Source organism: Brevibacterium linens ATCC 9172, assembly GCF_900169165.1.
GTDB lineage: Bacteria > Actinomycetota > Actinomycetes > Actinomycetales > Brevibacteriaceae > Brevibacterium > Brevibacterium linens.
This window is the reverse complement of sequence record NZ_FXYY01000008.1, coordinates 42541-58225: the sequence shown is the minus strand read 5'-3', so window position 1 is coordinate 58225 and position 15685 is coordinate 42541. Positions and strand designations below refer to the sequence as shown.

12 protein-coding genes and 1 tRNA gene are annotated in these 15685 nt (G+C 67.5%); 8 read left to right on the top strand and 5 right to left on the bottom strand.

The window, feature by feature from the left end:
* Positions 1-3: 3 nt before the first annotated feature.
* The gene (locus BLIN9172_RS08255) at positions 4-711 is read right to left on the bottom strand and encodes an ABC transporter ATP-binding protein (protein ID WP_240812083.1); all 708 of its coding nucleotides are present in this window, start codon (positions 709-711) and stop codon (positions 4-6) included.
* Positions 712-938: 227 nt separating this feature from the next.
* On the opposite strand from BLIN9172_RS08255, the gene BLIN9172_RS08250 reads away from it, so the two are divergent.
* A complete protein-coding gene (locus tag BLIN9172_RS08250; RefSeq protein ID WP_101554631.1) occupies positions 939-1967 on the top strand; it encodes a LacI family DNA-binding transcriptional regulator in 1029 nt (342 codons plus the stop codon).
* A complete protein-coding gene (locus BLIN9172_RS08245) occupies positions 1964-3019 on the top strand; it encodes a substrate-binding domain-containing protein (RefSeq protein ID WP_101554630.1) in 1056 nt (351 codons plus the stop codon). The genes BLIN9172_RS08250 and BLIN9172_RS08245 overlap by 4 nt, the downstream gene beginning before the upstream one ends.
* Positions 3020-3138: 119 nt before the next feature.
* Here BLIN9172_RS08245 and BLIN9172_RS08240 read toward each other — a convergent pair whose 3' ends face one another.
* Positions 3139-4038 carry a trehalose-phosphatase gene (locus BLIN9172_RS08240; protein WP_170286900.1) on the bottom strand — a complete coding sequence of 300 codons (900 nt, stop codon included), beginning with the start codon at positions 4036-4038 and terminating at the stop codon, positions 3139-3141.
* 10 nt (positions 4039-4048) lie between these two features.
* A complete protein-coding gene (locus tag BLIN9172_RS08235) occupies positions 4049-5638 on the bottom strand; it encodes an alpha,alpha-trehalose-phosphate synthase (UDP-forming) (RefSeq protein WP_101554628.1) in 1590 nt (529 codons plus the stop codon).
* A 65-nt stretch (positions 5639-5703) separates the two neighbouring features.
* On the opposite strand from BLIN9172_RS08235, the gene BLIN9172_RS08230 reads away from it, so the two are divergent.
* From BLIN9172_RS08230 to BLIN9172_RS08220, 3 genes are all read left to right on the top strand, one after another.
* Positions 5704-7779 (top strand): serine/threonine protein kinase, encoded by a 2076-nt coding sequence (locus BLIN9172_RS08230; RefSeq protein ID WP_101554627.1) that lies wholly within the window; start codon positions 5704-5706, stop codon positions 7777-7779.
* A 209-nt stretch (positions 7780-7988) separates the two neighbouring features.
* Positions 7989-8849, top strand: a complete 861-nt coding sequence (locus BLIN9172_RS08225; protein WP_101554626.1) for a DsbA family protein — start codon at positions 7989-7991, stop codon at positions 8847-8849.
* A gap of 164 nt (positions 8850-9013) precedes the next feature.
* Positions 9014-9086, top strand: a tRNA-Thr gene (locus BLIN9172_RS08220).
* A gap of 521 nt (positions 9087-9607) precedes the next feature.
* Here the strand turns inward: BLIN9172_RS08220 and BLIN9172_RS08215 are convergent.
* Complete coding sequence (locus BLIN9172_RS08215) at positions 9608-11620, bottom strand: ABC1 kinase family protein (protein ID WP_101554625.1); 2013 nt, start codon at positions 11618-11620, stop codon at positions 9608-9610.
* 236 nt (positions 11621-11856) lie between these two features.
* Positions 11857-13203: an MFS transporter gene (locus BLIN9172_RS08210; protein ID WP_101554624.1), complete on the bottom strand. Its 1347-nt coding sequence runs from the start codon at positions 13201-13203 to the stop codon at positions 11857-11859.
* A 92-nt stretch (positions 13204-13295) separates the two neighbouring features.
* Between BLIN9172_RS08210 and BLIN9172_RS08205 the strand changes: the two genes are divergently transcribed.
* The 3 genes from BLIN9172_RS08205 to BLIN9172_RS08195 are packed head-to-tail and all read left to right on the top strand — an operon-like array spanning position 13296 to position 15681.
* On the top strand, positions 13296-14420 hold the full coding sequence (locus BLIN9172_RS08205) for a M4 family metallopeptidase (RefSeq protein ID WP_101554623.1): 1125 nt from the start codon (positions 13296-13298) through the stop codon (positions 14418-14420).
* A complete protein-coding gene (locus tag BLIN9172_RS08200; RefSeq protein WP_025777069.1) occupies positions 14417-14743 on the top strand; it encodes a protealysin inhibitor emfourin in 327 nt (108 codons plus the stop codon). Before BLIN9172_RS08205 ends, BLIN9172_RS08200 begins: the two co-directional genes overlap by 4 nt.
* A gap of 17 nt (positions 14744-14760) precedes the next feature.
* On the top strand, positions 14761-15681 hold the full coding sequence (locus BLIN9172_RS08195) for a tryptophan 2,3-dioxygenase (protein ID WP_101554700.1): 921 nt from the start codon (positions 14761-14763) through the stop codon (positions 15679-15681).
* Positions 15682-15685 lie beyond the last annotated feature (4 nt).

Below are 15685 nucleotides of genomic sequence, written 5' to 3'. Positions count from 1 at the left end.
GGCTCAGGAGTCCGAGTCGGAGACCGAGGCCGCGAGCGCCTCGGCGAGGTCGGGTGTCTCCACCCCGATCAGCCGTCCGTGGTCGAGGAATGCGATCCGGTCGCCGAGGACCTTCGCGTCCTCGAGATCGGAGGTGGCATAGATCGTCGTCAGCCCGAACTCCTGCTGCAGGCCCTTGATCAGCGACAGGGTCTCCGTCTGCTGCTCGGGGACGAGGTTGACCACGGGCTCGTCCATGATGAGCACCTTGGGGCGGCGGACCACGGCGCGGGCCAGGGCCACGGTCTGGCGCTGCAGCTGAGTGAGGTCGCCGGGAACCGAGTCGAGGATGTCGCTGAACCCGATCTTGTCCATCACGGATTCGACGCGCTCTCGGATCTCATCGGCGGGCAGACCGTCGACGCGCAGCGCGAAGCCGAGATTGTCGCGCACGCTCAGATGCGGGTAGAGCGCGTAGCTCTCCAGCGCCAGGGTGACATCGCGGTCGTTGACGGCGGTGTGGGTGATATCGGCACCGTCGATGAGGATGGTGCCGGTCTTCGGGGTCTCCAGGCCGTGGAGCATCCGCAGGATCGTCGACTTGCCCGACGCGGCGGGGCCGTAGAGGACGAGGAACTCGCCGTCATCGACGAAGAGGTTGAACGGGTGTACGGATTCGGACGTCGTGTTCTCGTAGACATGACTGAGGCCATTCAACGACACCGTTGACATAAGTCCTCCTAAAACTTCTGAATAACTCCGTGAGCAGCTGGTCGTCGGTGACCTGGCAGGGATGCTCAGTCACTCTCATCCTAAGGGGTGGAAGGTTGGGGTGCTCTGTGAATTCGACAATGCGTAGAGTGATTCTCAGCACGCTGGCTGTGCGCCGACGCATACCGCAGCGTCCACCCCGTCGGCTGCGCCGACGCATACCGTGGGGCGAAAGTAGACTGACGTCTATGAAGGTCACGTTGGACGAGGTCGCCGCCCGGGCCGGGGTCTCTCTGGCCACGGTCTCCCGCGTGCTCGGCCGCCGCGGTGCCGTCGCCGAGTCGACCCGGGCGAGGGTGCTGGAGGCGATGAACGAGCTCGGCTATTCGCGGTCGACCCTGCTCCATGATGCGCCGAGGCGGCTCGTGGCCGTCAGCGCCCCCGGCAATCCCGAACATTGGCAGGTCCAGGTCTGCACCCGTGTGACCAAGGCCCTGCAGGATCACGATCTCCTCGTCACCCGTCCGCTGGTCGAGACCGATCCGGAACCGCTGCAGACCGCGATCGACGCCGGCGCCGTAGCTCTGGTGACCACGACGATGACGAGCCTGAACACGGAGATCCCCTGCATCCGCGTCGCCGAACAGTCCGCCGCCGAGGAGGCCGTCACGTCCGGGACTGAAGTTTCCGTGGCGGGTACGCCCGGAACCGGGCCGGGAAGTGCCGATGTCATCGCAGCGCGGCTCGACCTCGGCGGGGGGATGACCACAGCGTTCGAACATCTGCGGGCGATCGGACACCGGAGGATCGGGCTGATCTGCAATGACAGCGGTGAGCTGGCCGTCCAGCTCATCCGCCGCTTCTTGGCCGAACATCCCGCCAGGAATCTCGGGCTCCACCTGGAGGACTGGATCTCACGGGTGCCGAAGTCGTTCTCCGGCGGGTCGCGTGCGGTGCTCGAGCTCAAGGATGCCACGTGCACAGCAGTGATCGTCCAATCGGCTCTGCAGCTGCACGGCGCTCTCCACGGTCTGCGGAATCGGCATCTGCAGGTGCCGCGGGACATGTCGGTCGTCGGGTTCGGCGATTCCCCGACGATGAAGTTCACGGGCCCTCCGGCCACGGTCCTCGGCCTCGACGTTGAGGGACTGTCGAACGCCCTCATCGCGGCGACCCTGCAGACCCTGCGGATCTCGACGACGAGTCTGCCCTCGGTGCCGCCGGTGTTCCGTCCCCGACTCGTCGCCCGAACCTCGACGACGGCGGCCCGCCGATGAACGATCAGCCGCCCGAGCACCGGCACGTCCGCCTCGCCGAGATCGCCGGCACCGCCGGGGTCTCGAGGGCCACCGCCTCACGGGCCCTGCGCGATCCCGAATCGGTCTCGGCCGCCTCTCTCGCGAAGGTGCGGCAGGCGCTGGCGATCCTCGGCGCCACCGGGCAGACCCCGACGACAGGTGCCGGGGACGGTGCCGGTTCGTCGCTCATCGCGCTCATCAAACCCGCGGTGTCCGCGGGCAACGTCGACCCGTATTCGCGGCTGGCGGAGATCCTGACGAACCGGATGTTCGGACTCGGCATCGCCGTCGTCCACATCGAGGCCATCGCCGAACGCAACGAGGCGCTCCTTGAGACCATCCTCGGCAGCGAACACGGCGGACCTGCGATCTCAGGAGCCATCGTCGTCGGCGGTGGTGCCGCCGGTGTGCTCGCGGGGATGCTCGCCGAACGCGGGCTGCCGCTCATCCGCATCTCGAATGCCCGCCACGACGACGGGATCTCGCGCATCTACCTCGATGCGACCGGCGGAATCGAGACCGCCGTGGCCCACCTCGTCCACCTCGGCCACAGACGCATCGGACTCGCAGTGCTGCGCGATTCGGCGGCCCCGGCTCGCATCGCCGGCTTCCGCAGATCGATGGCGGGAATCCTCCACATCCCCGCCACCCGTGATCAGGCCCCCGTCGTCGAGGCCGCCGGCGGAGCCATGGCCGGAGTCGCCGCCGCCGAGGAGCTGCTCGACCTGCGCTGCACCGCCGTCATCGCCTGCGCCCCGTCCCTGTCCTTCGGCCTGCTCGAAGCCGCCCAGCGGCTGCGGCTCGACGTGCCCCGCGACCTGTCCCTGCTCACGGTCGGCGATGTCCCCGACGCCGATGTCGTCCAACCGCCGCTGTCGCAGGTGGTCTACGACTGGGCGACCGTGGCGCAGTCGGCGATCGACGAGATCCGCGCGATGATCGCCGCCGGGCACGCGCGCGTGCACGTCGACTACACGGTCGACCCGGACCTCGTCCTCCGCGCCAGTGCCGTGCCCCCGCAGCGCCGCTGAACTCGGGGTTCGATGACAATCATCCTCGCCGAGGCGGCCCTGACGTGACGTGGATCCGACCGGTGAGTCGGGTCGAGCGGAGTCCGCCGAGGCGGCCCGACCGTGGCAGTGGACGGCCCTCAATTGTGGACGGTGCGGAGGAATTCCGTGCGTTCGGCAACGAGGCGACCGAGCAGTACGGCCACAGCTGCAGGGTCGGCGATCCGCCACGCAGCGCGAGTCTGCGCGGACCCGACCTTGACGGTCAGACCGGAGTCGAGGACGTGGGAGTCCGTGAGTTCGTCGAGTGCCGCGAAGGCGTCTTCATCGGTGACATCGTCGCCGAGGTAGCCCATTGCGGTCGGTTCGCCGGCGCGGGCGAGCAGCCGGATGCCATCGCCTTTCGTCGCCTGCTTGACGGCGAGTTCGGTGATGTCGTGGCCCTCGATGACACGGATGTCCGGGAACTCCTCGACCACCTCGGTGGCGTGCTCGTGCAGGGCCGCGGCCGCCTCGGGTGCGATTCCGCGAGTATGGACCGTCCGCGAATAGGGTTTGGACTCGATGAGGAAATCCGAGGCACCGTCGGCATCGCCTGAGCCGTCGGCGGGCAGCGTGTGTTCGAATGCGTCGAGATGAGCATCGATGGCGGCGAGTCTGTCCGCCTCGGCCGCGGTGAGTTCGGGAGGCCGGAACTCAGCAGTGTCGCCGTCACCGTCAGCGTCGATTCCGAGTTCGGCCTCCGCGCCGTGCGAACCGATCAGCCACGCCGAGTCCGGGGCTGCGGACAGCCGGCGCAGGGTCGCGATATCGCGACCGGACACCAGCGCCACCCGCGTGCGCGGCAGGCCGGCGAGCGCCGCGATGGCCGCAGCCGATTCGGGGACCATCCGGGAGGTCGACGGATCGTCTTGCAGGGGTGCGAGCACCCCATCGAAATCCAAGGCCAGCAGCAGCGATTCGGCGGTGGCGAGATCACGCAGGACCACCTCGGCGGGGGTGGAGCGGGCAGGACCGAGCGCGGTCGGCTTCGATGTCACTGTGCTTCTCCTAGCGGGCGGTGGAGATATCGTCTGTCCACTCGGCATCATCGGGTCGCTCGGCGCGATCGGAAGGGGCCGCCGGCACGTCCGGCGGCGGTGCGGTCCGCTTCTTCTGCACCACGGGCTGTTCGGGGACGATGGCCTCGGGATTGTCCTTGATGTGCTCGAGCTCGGCGAGGAAGTTCTTCGACCATCGGCTCACGGTGTCGGTGGCGACCCTCTTGCGCATCTGCTTCATCCGGCGAGTGCGAGTCCTCTCGTCCATCTGCACGGCTTCGAGGATGCCCGCCTTGAGGTCGGCGATGTCGTGGGGATTGACCATCACCGCGCCCTTGAGCTGTTCGGCCGCCCCGGTGAATTCGGAGAGCACGAGGGCGCCGTCGTCGCGCCTCCGGCACGCCACATACTCCTTGGCAACAAGGTTCATTCCGTCGCGCAGAGCGGTCACCAGCATGACATCGGCGGCGAGGAAGAACGCCGTCATCTCATCGCGCGGATAGGAATGGTGGAGGTAGCGCACGGGGATCGACCCCACGTCGACCTGCTCTCCGTTGATCCGCCCGACGGCCAGTTCGACGTCGTGGCGGATGATCTTGTACTGCTCGAGCCGCTCCCGCGACGGGGTCGCGATCTGGATGAGGACAACATCTTCGACATCGAGTCGGCCTTCGGCGAGCAGCTCCCCGAACGCCTTGAGTCGGTGGCGGATGCCCTTCGTGTAGTCCATCCGGTCGACGCCGAGCATGACCACCCGCGGATTGCCGACCTCCTCGCGGATCTGCTTCGCCCTCTCGACGATCTTCGGATCGCGGGCGAGCTCCTCGAGATAGGGAGTGTCGATCGAGATCGGGAACGACTCGGCGCGGACGAGGTGGGCCGGGAGGAAGTCACCCGGCGGAACCGATACCGTCGACCCCTTCGTCGCATATCCCAGACGTCCGCGGACGGCGCGACGGAAGTTCGCTGCGTCCGCCGGCCTCTGGAACCCGATGAGGTCGGCGCCGAGGAGCCCGCGCAGGATCTCGTCGCGCCACGGCAGCTGAGCGAAGAGCTCGTAGGGCGGGAAGGGAATGTGGTTGAAGAACCCGATCGCGAGGTCCGGGCGCAGGCGTCGGACCATCTGCGGGACCAGCTGGAGCTGATAATCGTGGATCCACACGGTCGCGGACTCCGCGGCCACCTCGGTGACCTTGTGCGCGAAGCGCTCATTGACCCGCACATACGCATCCCACCAGGTGCGGTGGTACTCGGGCGGGACGATGACGTCGTGGTAGAGCGGCCACAGCGTGGCGTTGGAAAACCCTTCGTAGTACCTGAGGACATCCTCACTTGTCAGGGTCACCGGGGTCAGGTGCATGCCGTCGATCGTGAAGGGTTCGAAGTCCTCGTCGGCGACGCCCGTCCAGCCGATCCACGCCCCCTCCTGGGCCTTCATCACGGGAGCCACCGCGGTGACCAAACCTCCTGGTGAGGTACGCCATCCGTGGTTCGCATCATGAGGATCACGGTCGACGGGCAGGCGGTTGGCCACGACGACGAAATCGCTGTCGCCGAAGGCGGTGTCGGTGCTGGGCTCGGCAGAGTCGACGGTGCTCATCTGCGCCTCCTCCTTTGTCGGTCCTTGGAATGAACTCTACTCGCTCGACTAGGCTTGGCCAGGTGATGGATCAGGAACTGGGAGGCTACCGCCTCATCGAGGAGCTCGGCTCGGGCGGCATGGGTGTCGTCTACCTCGGTGTCGACGGCGGAAACCACCCGGTCGCCGTCAAGGTCCTCCATCCGCACATCGCCAATGATGAGACCGCGCGCAAGCGTCTGGCTCGCGAGACCCGCACCCTGCGCCGGATCCGCCACCCCCGCATCGCCGAGGTCCTCGACGCGGAGCTCGATTCCGCGCAGCCGTTCATCATCACCGAATTCGTCGACGGGCAGACCCTGTCCGATGATGTCCGTGACAACGGCCCCTTCGCCGAGGATGAGCTCGTCCACTTCGGCCATGCCCTCCTCGACGCCCTCAACGCCGTCCATGATGCCGGCGTCATCCACCGTGACCTCAAACCCGCGAACGTGATGATCATGGACGGAGAGCCGATGGTCATCGACTTCGGCATCGCCCAGGTCGCCGACGAAGTGCGCGTGACCGCCACGGGGTTGGTCATGGGCACCCCCGGCTATCTGTCCCCGGAGATCGCCGACGGCAAGGCCTCGAGTGAGAAGACCGACTGGTGGGGGTGGGCCGCGACGATGGCGTTCGCCGCCACGGGCCGCAACCCCTATGGTTCCGGACCCTTGGAGGCCGTGCTCGGTCGTGTGGCCATGGGCAAATTCGACCTCGACGGGGCGCCGAAGAACTTCGCTCCGCTCATCTCCGCCTGCCTCGACCCGAAGCCCGAACGCCGACCGTCGGGGCAGATGATCCTCGACGCTCTCGTTGACATCGAGTCCGGGCGGATGCCGCAGCTCGGGTCGGGGCCCAGCGGCGGAGCCGGCCCGGGTGGTCCGCAGCGGTCACCGAGCGGAACCGCGGTGATGCCGGCCGTCGATGACGACGGCGGTCGTAAAGTTTCTGGGCACGGTGGTGCCGGGGCCGCTGGGGCAGCGCTCGGGGGTGCGGCTATCGGTGCAGGCACCGGCTACCCGGGAGCCGGACCGTCTGGAGGCGGGCAGCCGCAGTACCCCGGATCCAGCCGGCCCACCAGTCATGCCGGGTCCGGCCACAGTGCGGGGCCCGGCCACAGTGCGGGGCCCGGCTACAGTGCGGGGCCCGGCCAGGGGACGGGCTATGGTCCCGGGCAGATGCATGGCCAGCCCCCGCAGCAGGCGACCGCGCCGCCGATCAGCAACCCCAACGGCGGCATTCAGGCAGGTCCGGGATCGCCGATGGCAGGCGCCGACCTCGGCCGTTCCGGCTTCGTCCAGCCCGGTCAGGGGCAGAACCTCGTCGGGCCGAGCGGTCCCGGTGGTCCGCATGGTCTGGCTCGTCAGGGGCAGTGGGGCGACCGGCCCGGTCCCGGCGGTCAGCTCTTGGGGGCCGGCGGGCAGCCGATGCAGCCAGGCGGGCAGCCGATGCAGCCCGGTGGACAGCCGATGCAACCAGGCGGGCAGCCGATGCAGCCAGGCGGGCAGCCGATGCAGCCGATGGGATACCGACGGGTGCAGTCGGGCGGCTGGGTCGTCTTCGGACTCGTGGCTCTGGCCGTGGCCGTCATGCCCCTCGGGCCGCTGGTCATCTGCCTCGTCGCTCTGCTCTGGTCGGTTCTCGCCCGCACCGGCACGCGTCTGGATCGGAAGGTCCAGCGGTATCGATTCGACCGCGGGACCGATTCGGGCGGGTTCTTCCGGGCGCTCGCCTCGGCGCCGGGGGCCGTGCTGGCCTCGACCCTGACCTCGGTGGCCTCGCTCATCCTGCCGGCGATCGCGGCCGCCGCCGCGCTCGTGCTCACCCGGCTCGACATCGGCGGGATCGTGCCCAGCGGGTCGTCCGAACAATGGTCGGTGTGGGCCGCCGGCGCCGCAGGTTCGCTGGTGCTGTGGGTCGGTCCGGGAGCCTCGAGCCTGCGCTTCGGCTCGCGGCTGCTCGTCTCGGGAGCCACTCGCAACCAGCTCGGCCGCCTCATCGCCGTGGCCGTGATCGCGCTGCTCGTCATCCTCGCGGTCATGGTCATCCAGTCGGGAGCCGCCATGTCCTGGTGGCCGCTGACGATGAACCCCTTCGACTACCTGCCCGGACCGGTGTGAGCCGCGCGGTGTGGCTGCCTGGTCCGGTGCGCGCCGGAAGCTACCGGCGCAGTGTTGAGGTAGTTGAACGTCGTAGTTGAACCTTGAATGTTTCTGGGAGTCGGCGAAGCACCTGTTTCGGTACAGTGGTGCCGTCGGGTCGCGGAAGCCGTCCCGCACTGATCGGGCCTCAGGCCGCACCGATGTCAGACGATCCAACGTGAGGAACAATGGCGAAGAACAACTCCGCGGACGACAAGCGGAACCGCGCACGCGAGAACGCCCGGCAGATCGCGGCGAATCAGGCGAAGAAGGAGAAGACCGCGAAGACGATCCTGTACACCGGGATCGCCGTGGTCGTCGTCGCTGTGCTGGCCGTGGTCGCCGTGCTGGTTTTCCAGCAGAGCAAACCAGCTGTCAGCCCCACGAACTACGTCTCCGACGGAATCACCGTGGGCAAGGACAACACGCTCGTGCAGCCGCTGAAGATGCCCGAGGGTGAGGAGTCGGATCTACCGGCTCCGACCGAGGAGGGCACGAAGGAGGGGGCCGCCACGGTCACCGTCTACCTCGATTTCCAGTGCCCCGGCTGCAAGGCGTTCGAGGAAGGCAATGCGAGCATGCTGCGCAAGCTCGCCGACGAGGGATCGATCGTCGTCAACTACAAGCCGGTGTCGTTCCTCGACCGCATGTCCAGCGGAAACGAGTACTCGACCCGCGCTGCCAACCTCGCCGCCTGCGTCGTCGACAGCCAGCCCGAGGTCGCCATCGACCTGTTCGACGCGCTCTACGCTCAGCAGCCGGAGGAGGGCACCGAAGGCCGCACCGATGAGGAGCTGCTCAAGGTCGCCGAGGACGCCGGTGTCGACACCTCGAAGAAGCTCCAGGCCGACCCCGAGCAGACCGTGAAGTCCTGCGTCACCGACCGGACCTTCGACAAGTTCATCGAGCAGTCGAGCCAGACCGCTCTGGACGACGGAGTCGAAGCCACCCCGTGGGTGCTCATCAACGGCGAGCACACCGACAAGACCAGCGACTCGCAGGCCCTGGCCACCGAGATCCTCAAGGCCACCGGAGAGTTCAAGGGCTGATCGCCCGAGACACCCGGCCGGAGCCGTGTGAGTCACGGTCCTGAGCGATTGAAGGCTGGGCCCCGCCGAGGTGGGGTCCGGCCCTCTTCGTCTCCCACCGGTTTTGTGGCCGGGCCCGGCCATGGACTACTATCGTGTAGGCGCGCACGCTCGGTGCGCACCACGCCTCCTTAGCTCAGTTGGTAGAGCACCGCTCTTGTAAAGCGAAGGTCGTCAGTTCGAGTCTGACAGGGGGCTCACCTGACCAGGGCAGACACTCGATTGTCTGCCCTGGTTCTTTGCGTGATGACATTGTTATGACTCGTGGTCCGTTGGAACCAGCGGTACGCGGGGCGTCTTCTTGCCCGGGCGAGGGCGGAATCAACGCTGCGCTCGTATTCCCACGGGGCATCGCCCTTTTCGCTGCCCGGCTCCAGCTTCGTCCGCCCGGCTCCCGAGTTCCGGACGATCCGTGCGGACTTCGGCCACGAAATCCCGCACGGATCGTCCGGAACTTCACCAGCGACTCGCTCCGACTGAGGTGTGACTCCCAGCAGACGGACTAGCCGGGCTGGCCGGAGCGCTCACTGTGGGCCCACAACGGCGCAGTCTCGGCCGGCCAGCCCACGTCGGAAGACGGGCTGTGCAACCACGATTGCGCCGGACGCCCGTAAGTCCCGCCGGCGGCACATGGATGAGGGGCGCGACAGCGGAGTGGCGATGGCCGAGTGGCAACGGTGGAGGTTGGTGGACGGGCGCAGCGACGGTCGAATGGCAGGCTAGGTCTGGCCGTCGCGTCTGAACACGAGCATGAGGGAGCGCATGCTCAGCACGAAGCCGCCGAAGAGCAGCACGAAGCCGAAGAACGAGTACAGGTGGATGTCCTTCGTCAGCAGCGGACCCTCATCACTGGTGATGAGCATGATCGCTCCCACCACGGCGGCCCCGGCGAGGACGGCGACGATGAGCTGTTGGAACAGGCTGGTGAGGAAGCTGCGGTCGGACGGATTCTCGAGTACACGCATGTTCATCGAGAACCGGCCCTGCTCGAGATCCTCGGTGATCTTATTGATCCGGCGCGGCATGCGGTCGATCATCGGCATCAGCTGCAGAGCCCGGCGCTGCAGCTCATCGGTGATCTTCGTGCCCTTGAGCTTCGACCTCACGAGCCTATTGCCCTCCTTCCGGGACACGGCGACGACGTCGAAGTTCGGATCGATCGTCAGCAGCGCACCTTCCACAGAGGCCATGGCTCGGAAGGCTGCGCTGATCGGCGCCGGCACGGAGAAGCGATGAGCGAGCACGAGGTTGAACAGATCGTCGAAGAGCTTCTGGCCCTGCGTCGCGCGGGTGCCGCCGCCGTAGCGCAGCAGGAGTTCGCCGACGGCGCGCTCGACCTCCCGATCATCGAGCCCGTCGGGACGTCCGAGGAGTTCGATGAGGGCGTCGGTGGCCCCTGCGCTGTCGTTCTGGTCGATGGAATAGAGCATCAGGCCCAGCGACGTCTGCGTGGCCGGGTCGAGTCGTCCGACGGCACCGAAGTCGAGCAGCCCCAGCTTCCTCTCGGGAGTGATGAAGATATTGCCGGCATGCAGATCGGCGTGGAAGATCCCATCACCGATGATCTGCTCGAGCGTGGCGCCCAGCAGAGTGGTCGCCAACCGGGACCGTTCGGCATCGCTGAGCCCGGTCAGCAGTGCCCCCGCACGCGAGACCGGCTGTCCGGGCAGCCGGTCCATCACCAGCAGGCGTTCGCCGCTGAGGCCCGGATAGCCGTGCGGAACGGTGACGTCGAACTTGCCCGATCGTGTCAGTGAGGCCTCGATGCTGGCCATGTTGTCCAGTTCGATCCGATAGTCGAGCTCCTCCTCGAGCGTGTTCGCGAATCCTGCGGCCAGCGACTGCACACCCAGGTCCCGCCCCCATGTCGTGGTCTTGTTCAGCCAGCCCGCCAACCGCAGGATGATATCGAGATCCTGTGCGACCTGATTGAGCGCCTTCGGTCGCTGCACCTTGACGATGACCTCCGTGCCGTCGAGCAGAGTCGCCTCATGGACCTGCGCCACCGAGGCGGCCGCCAGCGGCGTGGAGTCGATGCGGGCGAAGACCTCTCCGATCGGCCGACCGAGTCGCTCGGCGATGGCGGGCTCGATGACCGACCACGGTTCGGGGGTCACCTGCGTCTGCAGGGTCTCGAGTTCACGGACGAACACCGGCGGGAGGATGTCTCGGCGGGTCGAGAGCATCTGTCCGAGCTTGACGAAGGTCACCCCCGCCTCGGCGAGGGATTCCTTGAGCGCCCGCGCGGTCTTGACCTCTCGGCCCGGCGAATCCCCGCCGAAGCCGCGCAACTGGGAGCCGAGCCCGTGCCGCACCGCAATGGATACGACCTGGGCATAGCGGCGGGCGCGGCGACGGCGGGACCTCCACCCGAAGAACAGCGACTGCGGGCTCGGCAGGGATCCGGTCGGAAAGGCGGCTTCGAGCATGACGAGGGCGCCGACGCCCAGGGCGAAGATCCACCCGAGGGCGAGCACCATGAATAGCACCGCCACTCCGGGGGAGACGTCGAGGCCGTCGACGTTCTGCCCGGTGCCGGCCCGGTAGAGGTACTGGACGGTCACGGCGACGACGGCGCTCATGACGAGGCCGACGGCCAATGTGCGCGGCCAGCCGGTGGGCACACCGACGACGCGACGGACCACGGTGGCGGCGAACCATGACTGGAGGAAGAGGAAGACGAGTGCGGCCAGGCTCACCAGCGCATATCCGCCGACGTCCAGTGCTTCCATCGATGACTCTCCTGATCCTGGTCGGACTCTCAGCCGTGGGCCGACCCCTGCGGGCCTTCGGCTCCGGCACGCCGGCCCCTACGGGCCTTCAGCATCGGGCCGCCGGCCCCTGCGGGCCTTCGGCATTGAGCTGTCAGCCGAACCTCGTCGAATCGGTCGTGTCCAGCCTAGTCCGTCGGGTCGGTCCGTGCGTGAGTGTGGGCCGTATGCGCGGAGACGTGAGGAGCCGCCCGGAGTCAGTCCGTGCGCGGCGGGTCGAGGCGCCTCCTGCGGCCGGGCAGCCCCACCTGACGGGCCCAGATGAGGATCCACACCGCGCCGAGGAGGGCGAGCAGTCCTGGGAAGAGCACGCCGAATCGCAGGGTAGTCACGGTGATGATGAGGGACAGCAGCGTCGGCCCGCCGAGTTTGCCGCCGTTGTTGAAGATCGCCCAGATGCCGAGGAACCGCGGCCGGCCGACGGCGGGGGAGAGGTCCGCCCCGATCGTCATATTCACGCCCGCTCCGAGGCCGTTGCCGAAGGCCATGACCGCGGCGGCGATGACCATCCCGGCCAGATCCGGCTTGGCGACCATGATGATGAACCCGGTGCCGAAGACGGACAGGCATGCGACGAGGGTCGCGACCCGACCGAGGTGATCCTTGATGTACGCGCCGAGGAACATGACGATGAGTTCGAGTCCGGCGCCGAAGGCGATGATGAGCGAGATCGAGGACTTGTGCAGGCCGATCTCGACGCCCCACAGCTGAACGACGACCGGCTGGGCGGCTCGGGCCGCCGCCAGTGTGATGATCGTGACGCCGGTGAGGACGACCGATTTCCACCGCACATCCAACGGCGGCCGACGATCCGTCTTCCTGCGCCGAGGATAGGGGTCGTCTCCGTGTGCGGGATCGTTCGCTGGGGCGGGGTCGGCCGCCTCGGCGGGGTGAGGACCATCGGCGGGGGAGGGGCCGTCATCGTCGGCACGGGAGGTCGGGGCCGCCTCGGTGCGGTGGGGATGGTCGTCGAAACCGGGGATCTGCGCGATCGGCAGGGCCATGATTGCGATCGCTGCGACGGCGCTGAGCCCGGAGAAGACGAACACGGACCAGATCGGGAAGGCGAGCATGAGACCGGCGCCGATCATCGGCCCGACGAGGTTGCCGACCCGCTGCGTGCCGCCGAGCGCGGTCATCGCCTTGGCGAGATCGGCCGGCGGCATCACCTCGGCGACGACGGCCTGCCGGGCCAGGCTCCACACATCGGAGACCGGGCCGAAGACCATGAGCGCGATCGTGTAGACGAGCAGTGAGTACGGCGAATCCCAGATGAAGGCGGCGACGATGGAGCCGAGCACAACGATGGCCGCGCAGGTGGCCACGGTCATCGCCCGGAAATCGCCGAGGCGGTCGATGAGGATCCCGGCCGGCGCCGTGGCCATCAGCGATACGGCCCCCATGATGCCGACGATGGCGGCGGCGAAGGCCTGCGTCGACCCCAGCGAGAGCGCGCCGAGCACGAGGATCGGCATGATCGCACCCAGGCCGACGGCGAAGAGGGCGAACGGCACGAGCACCGGCCACAGGATGGGTTTGAGCACGTGACAAGTTTAGTTGAGGTCGCGGCGGGCCGCCCGCCTCGGATGTGCCGGGTTCTCTATCGGTTCGTCGCCGGACGTGGCACGCTGGAGCCATGGTCTCTCACAACGTCGTCCCATTTCACACTGTCGTCCCGCCCTATCTCCTCGATGCGATCGCCGAGCGCGGCACCGAGCGGTTCCCGAGGGCCGCGGCCGCCGCGGCCAGCTGTCGGATGTCCGATGAGAGCTGCCGGAATCTGCGCCTGGCGGGTCTGCGGTACACGCCGCCGGCCGATCTCGGCAAGGACGAAACCGCGCTCGCCGCCCCCGGATCGGCAGGGCTGCAGCGTCTCGTCCACGATGCGCAGAACACCGAGGTGCTGCCCGGCGAACTCGTCCGTTCCGAGGCCGAAGAGCCCGTCAGCGACGAACCGGTCAACGACGCCTATGACGGGCTCGGCGCTTCATATGCGCTGTTCTCCGAGGTGTTCGGGCGCGATTCGCTCGATGGGGCGGGAATGCCGCTCATGGCCAGCGTCCACTACGGCACGGACTACGACAACGCGTTCTTCGACGGCCGACTCATGGTCTTCGGCGACGGCGACGACGAAGTGTTCACCGGGTTCACCGGTTCGCTGTCGATCATCGGCCACGAACTCTCCCACGGCGTCATCAGCCACACCGCCGACCTCGAGTACTTCGGCCAGCCGGGAGCACTCAACGAGCACTGCGCCGATGTCTTCGGGGCACTCACCCAGCAGCACGATGCCGGACAGAATGCCGAGGACGCGGACTGGCTCATCGGCGCCGGAATCTTCACCCCCGAGATGACCGGCCGTGCCCTACGCTCCATGGTCGAACCCGGCACGGCCTATGACGACGACGTCCTCGGCACGGATCCGCAGCCGGCGCATATGAACGACTTCGTCACCACCGACTCCGACAACGGCGGGGTCCACCTCAACTCCGGGATCCCGAACCGTGCCTTCGCGCTCGCAGCCACCGCCGTCGGCGGTCCGGCCTGGGAGAGCGTCGGACAGGTCTGGTACTCCGTCCTCACCGGGTCCGAGATCACGCAGCGCACCGATTTCGCGGAGTTCGCAGAACTCACCATCGCCGAGGTGGCCGACCAATTCGGCGCCGGTTCCGACACCCACGATGCGATCGTCTCCGGGTGGGAAGCCGTGGGCATCTCCCACTCCGGATCGGCGCGCGGAAATCAGGGGAGCAGCTGGTGAGCGAGAAGCCGGCCGGGGGCTTCGGGCGTCTGCTCGTCGAACGCTCGGGCGGGATCGGCGGGATGCTGCTCGTCTGGGAAGTCGACATCGACGCGAGCAGTCGGCGCGATGACCTCGGCCCGCGCATCGCCGATCTTCCCTGGTCCGACGACGGGCAGAGAGACGATGCGCCGCAGTCCACGGGTGCCGACCGTTTCGCTTATCTCATCGAGAGCCGGTTCGGGCGAGTGCGCTTCGGCGAATCTCAGATGCCGCCGGAATGGAAGCAACTGGTCGACGAGGTGCGGGACGTCGCCGAACCGCAGAGGCGGCAGCCCGGCTGACCCCTATGCTGGAGGTCATGACCGACACCAACCATGACCCGGGCAGCGACGCTCGGACGACGGCCGAGAAGAACGAACGAGACCTCGAAGCCGGGGTCCACACCGACCTCAAGGAGTCGATGACCTACGGGTCGTATCTCGACCTCGACCGGCTCCTCGGCGCCCAGCACCCCGTCAGCAGTCCCGAACACCACGACGAGCTGCTCTTCATCATCCAGCACCAGACCACGGAGCTGTGGTTCCGGCTCGTCATCCACGAACTCCTCGATGCCCGGCGACTCATCGCCGACGATGAGCTGCAGACCGCGCTCAAGCGCATCGCCCGCGTCAAACACATCCAGAAGACTCTGACCGAGCAGTGGTCCGTGCTCGCCACGCTGACGCCGAGCGAATACGTCGGGTTCCGCGACCAGCTCGGCCGTGCCTCCGGCTTCCAGTCCTGGCAGTACCGGGTCGTGGAGTTCCTGCTCGGCAACAAGAACCGCGCCATGCTCCCGGTCTTCGACGGAGAACCCGAGGCGCGTGCGGCTCTCGAACAGTACTTGGAGGAACCGAGCATCTACGACGAGTTCCTCGCGTGCCTGGCCCGGCGCGGACTTCCGGTGCCGCAGCGGCTGCTCGACCGGGATAAGTCGGTCGCCCACACCTTCGACGAGGAACTGTGCGATGTCTTCCGCATCATCTACGAGAACCCGCAGAAGTACTGGCAGGAATACGAAAGCTGCGAAGAGCTCGTCGACCTCGAGGAGAACTTCCAGATCTGGCGCTACCGGCACATGCGCACGGTGCTGCGGATCATCGGCATGAAACGCGGAACGGGCGGTTCGAGCGGAGTCGGATTCCTGCAGAAGGCGCTCGATCTGACGTTCTTCCCCGAACTCTTCGATATCCGTACCGGCATCGAGAACGGGCCGGGCATCAGCCCCGAAGGGGTCTGAGACG

What these genes read in the sequence shown, in the direction of transcription:
- BLIN9172_RS08230 (WP_101554627.1), top strand. Translation starts at nt 5,704, where the DNA reads ATGGATCAGGAACTGGGAGGCTACCGCCTCATCGAGGAGCTCGGCTCG.
- BLIN9172_RS08235 (WP_101554628.1), bottom strand. Translation starts at nt 5,638, where the DNA reads ATGAGCACCGTCGACTCTGCCGAGCCCAGCACCGACACCGCCTTCGGC.
- BLIN9172_RS08205 (WP_101554623.1), top strand. Translation starts at nt 13,296, where the DNA reads ATGGTCTCTCACAACGTCGTCCCATTTCACACTGTCGTCCCGCCCTAT.
- BLIN9172_RS08245 (WP_101554630.1), top strand. Translation starts at nt 1,964, where the DNA reads ATGAACGATCAGCCGCCCGAGCACCGGCACGTCCGCCTCGCCGAGATC.
- BLIN9172_RS08250 (WP_101554631.1), top strand. Translation starts at nt 939, where the DNA reads ATGAAGGTCACGTTGGACGAGGTCGCCGCCCGGGCCGGGGTCTCTCTG.
- BLIN9172_RS08225 (WP_101554626.1), top strand. Translation starts at nt 7,989, where the DNA reads ATGGCGAAGAACAACTCCGCGGACGACAAGCGGAACCGCGCACGCGAG.
- BLIN9172_RS08195 (WP_101554700.1), top strand. Translation starts at nt 14,761, where the DNA reads ATGACCGACACCAACCATGACCCGGGCAGCGACGCTCGGACGACGGCC.
- BLIN9172_RS08255 (WP_240812083.1), bottom strand. Translation starts at nt 711, where the DNA reads ATGTCAACGGTGTCGTTGAATGGCCTCAGTCATGTCTACGAGAACACG.
- BLIN9172_RS08215 (WP_101554625.1), bottom strand. Translation starts at nt 11,620, where the DNA reads ATGGAAGCACTGGACGTCGGCGGATATGCGCTGGTGAGCCTGGCCGCA.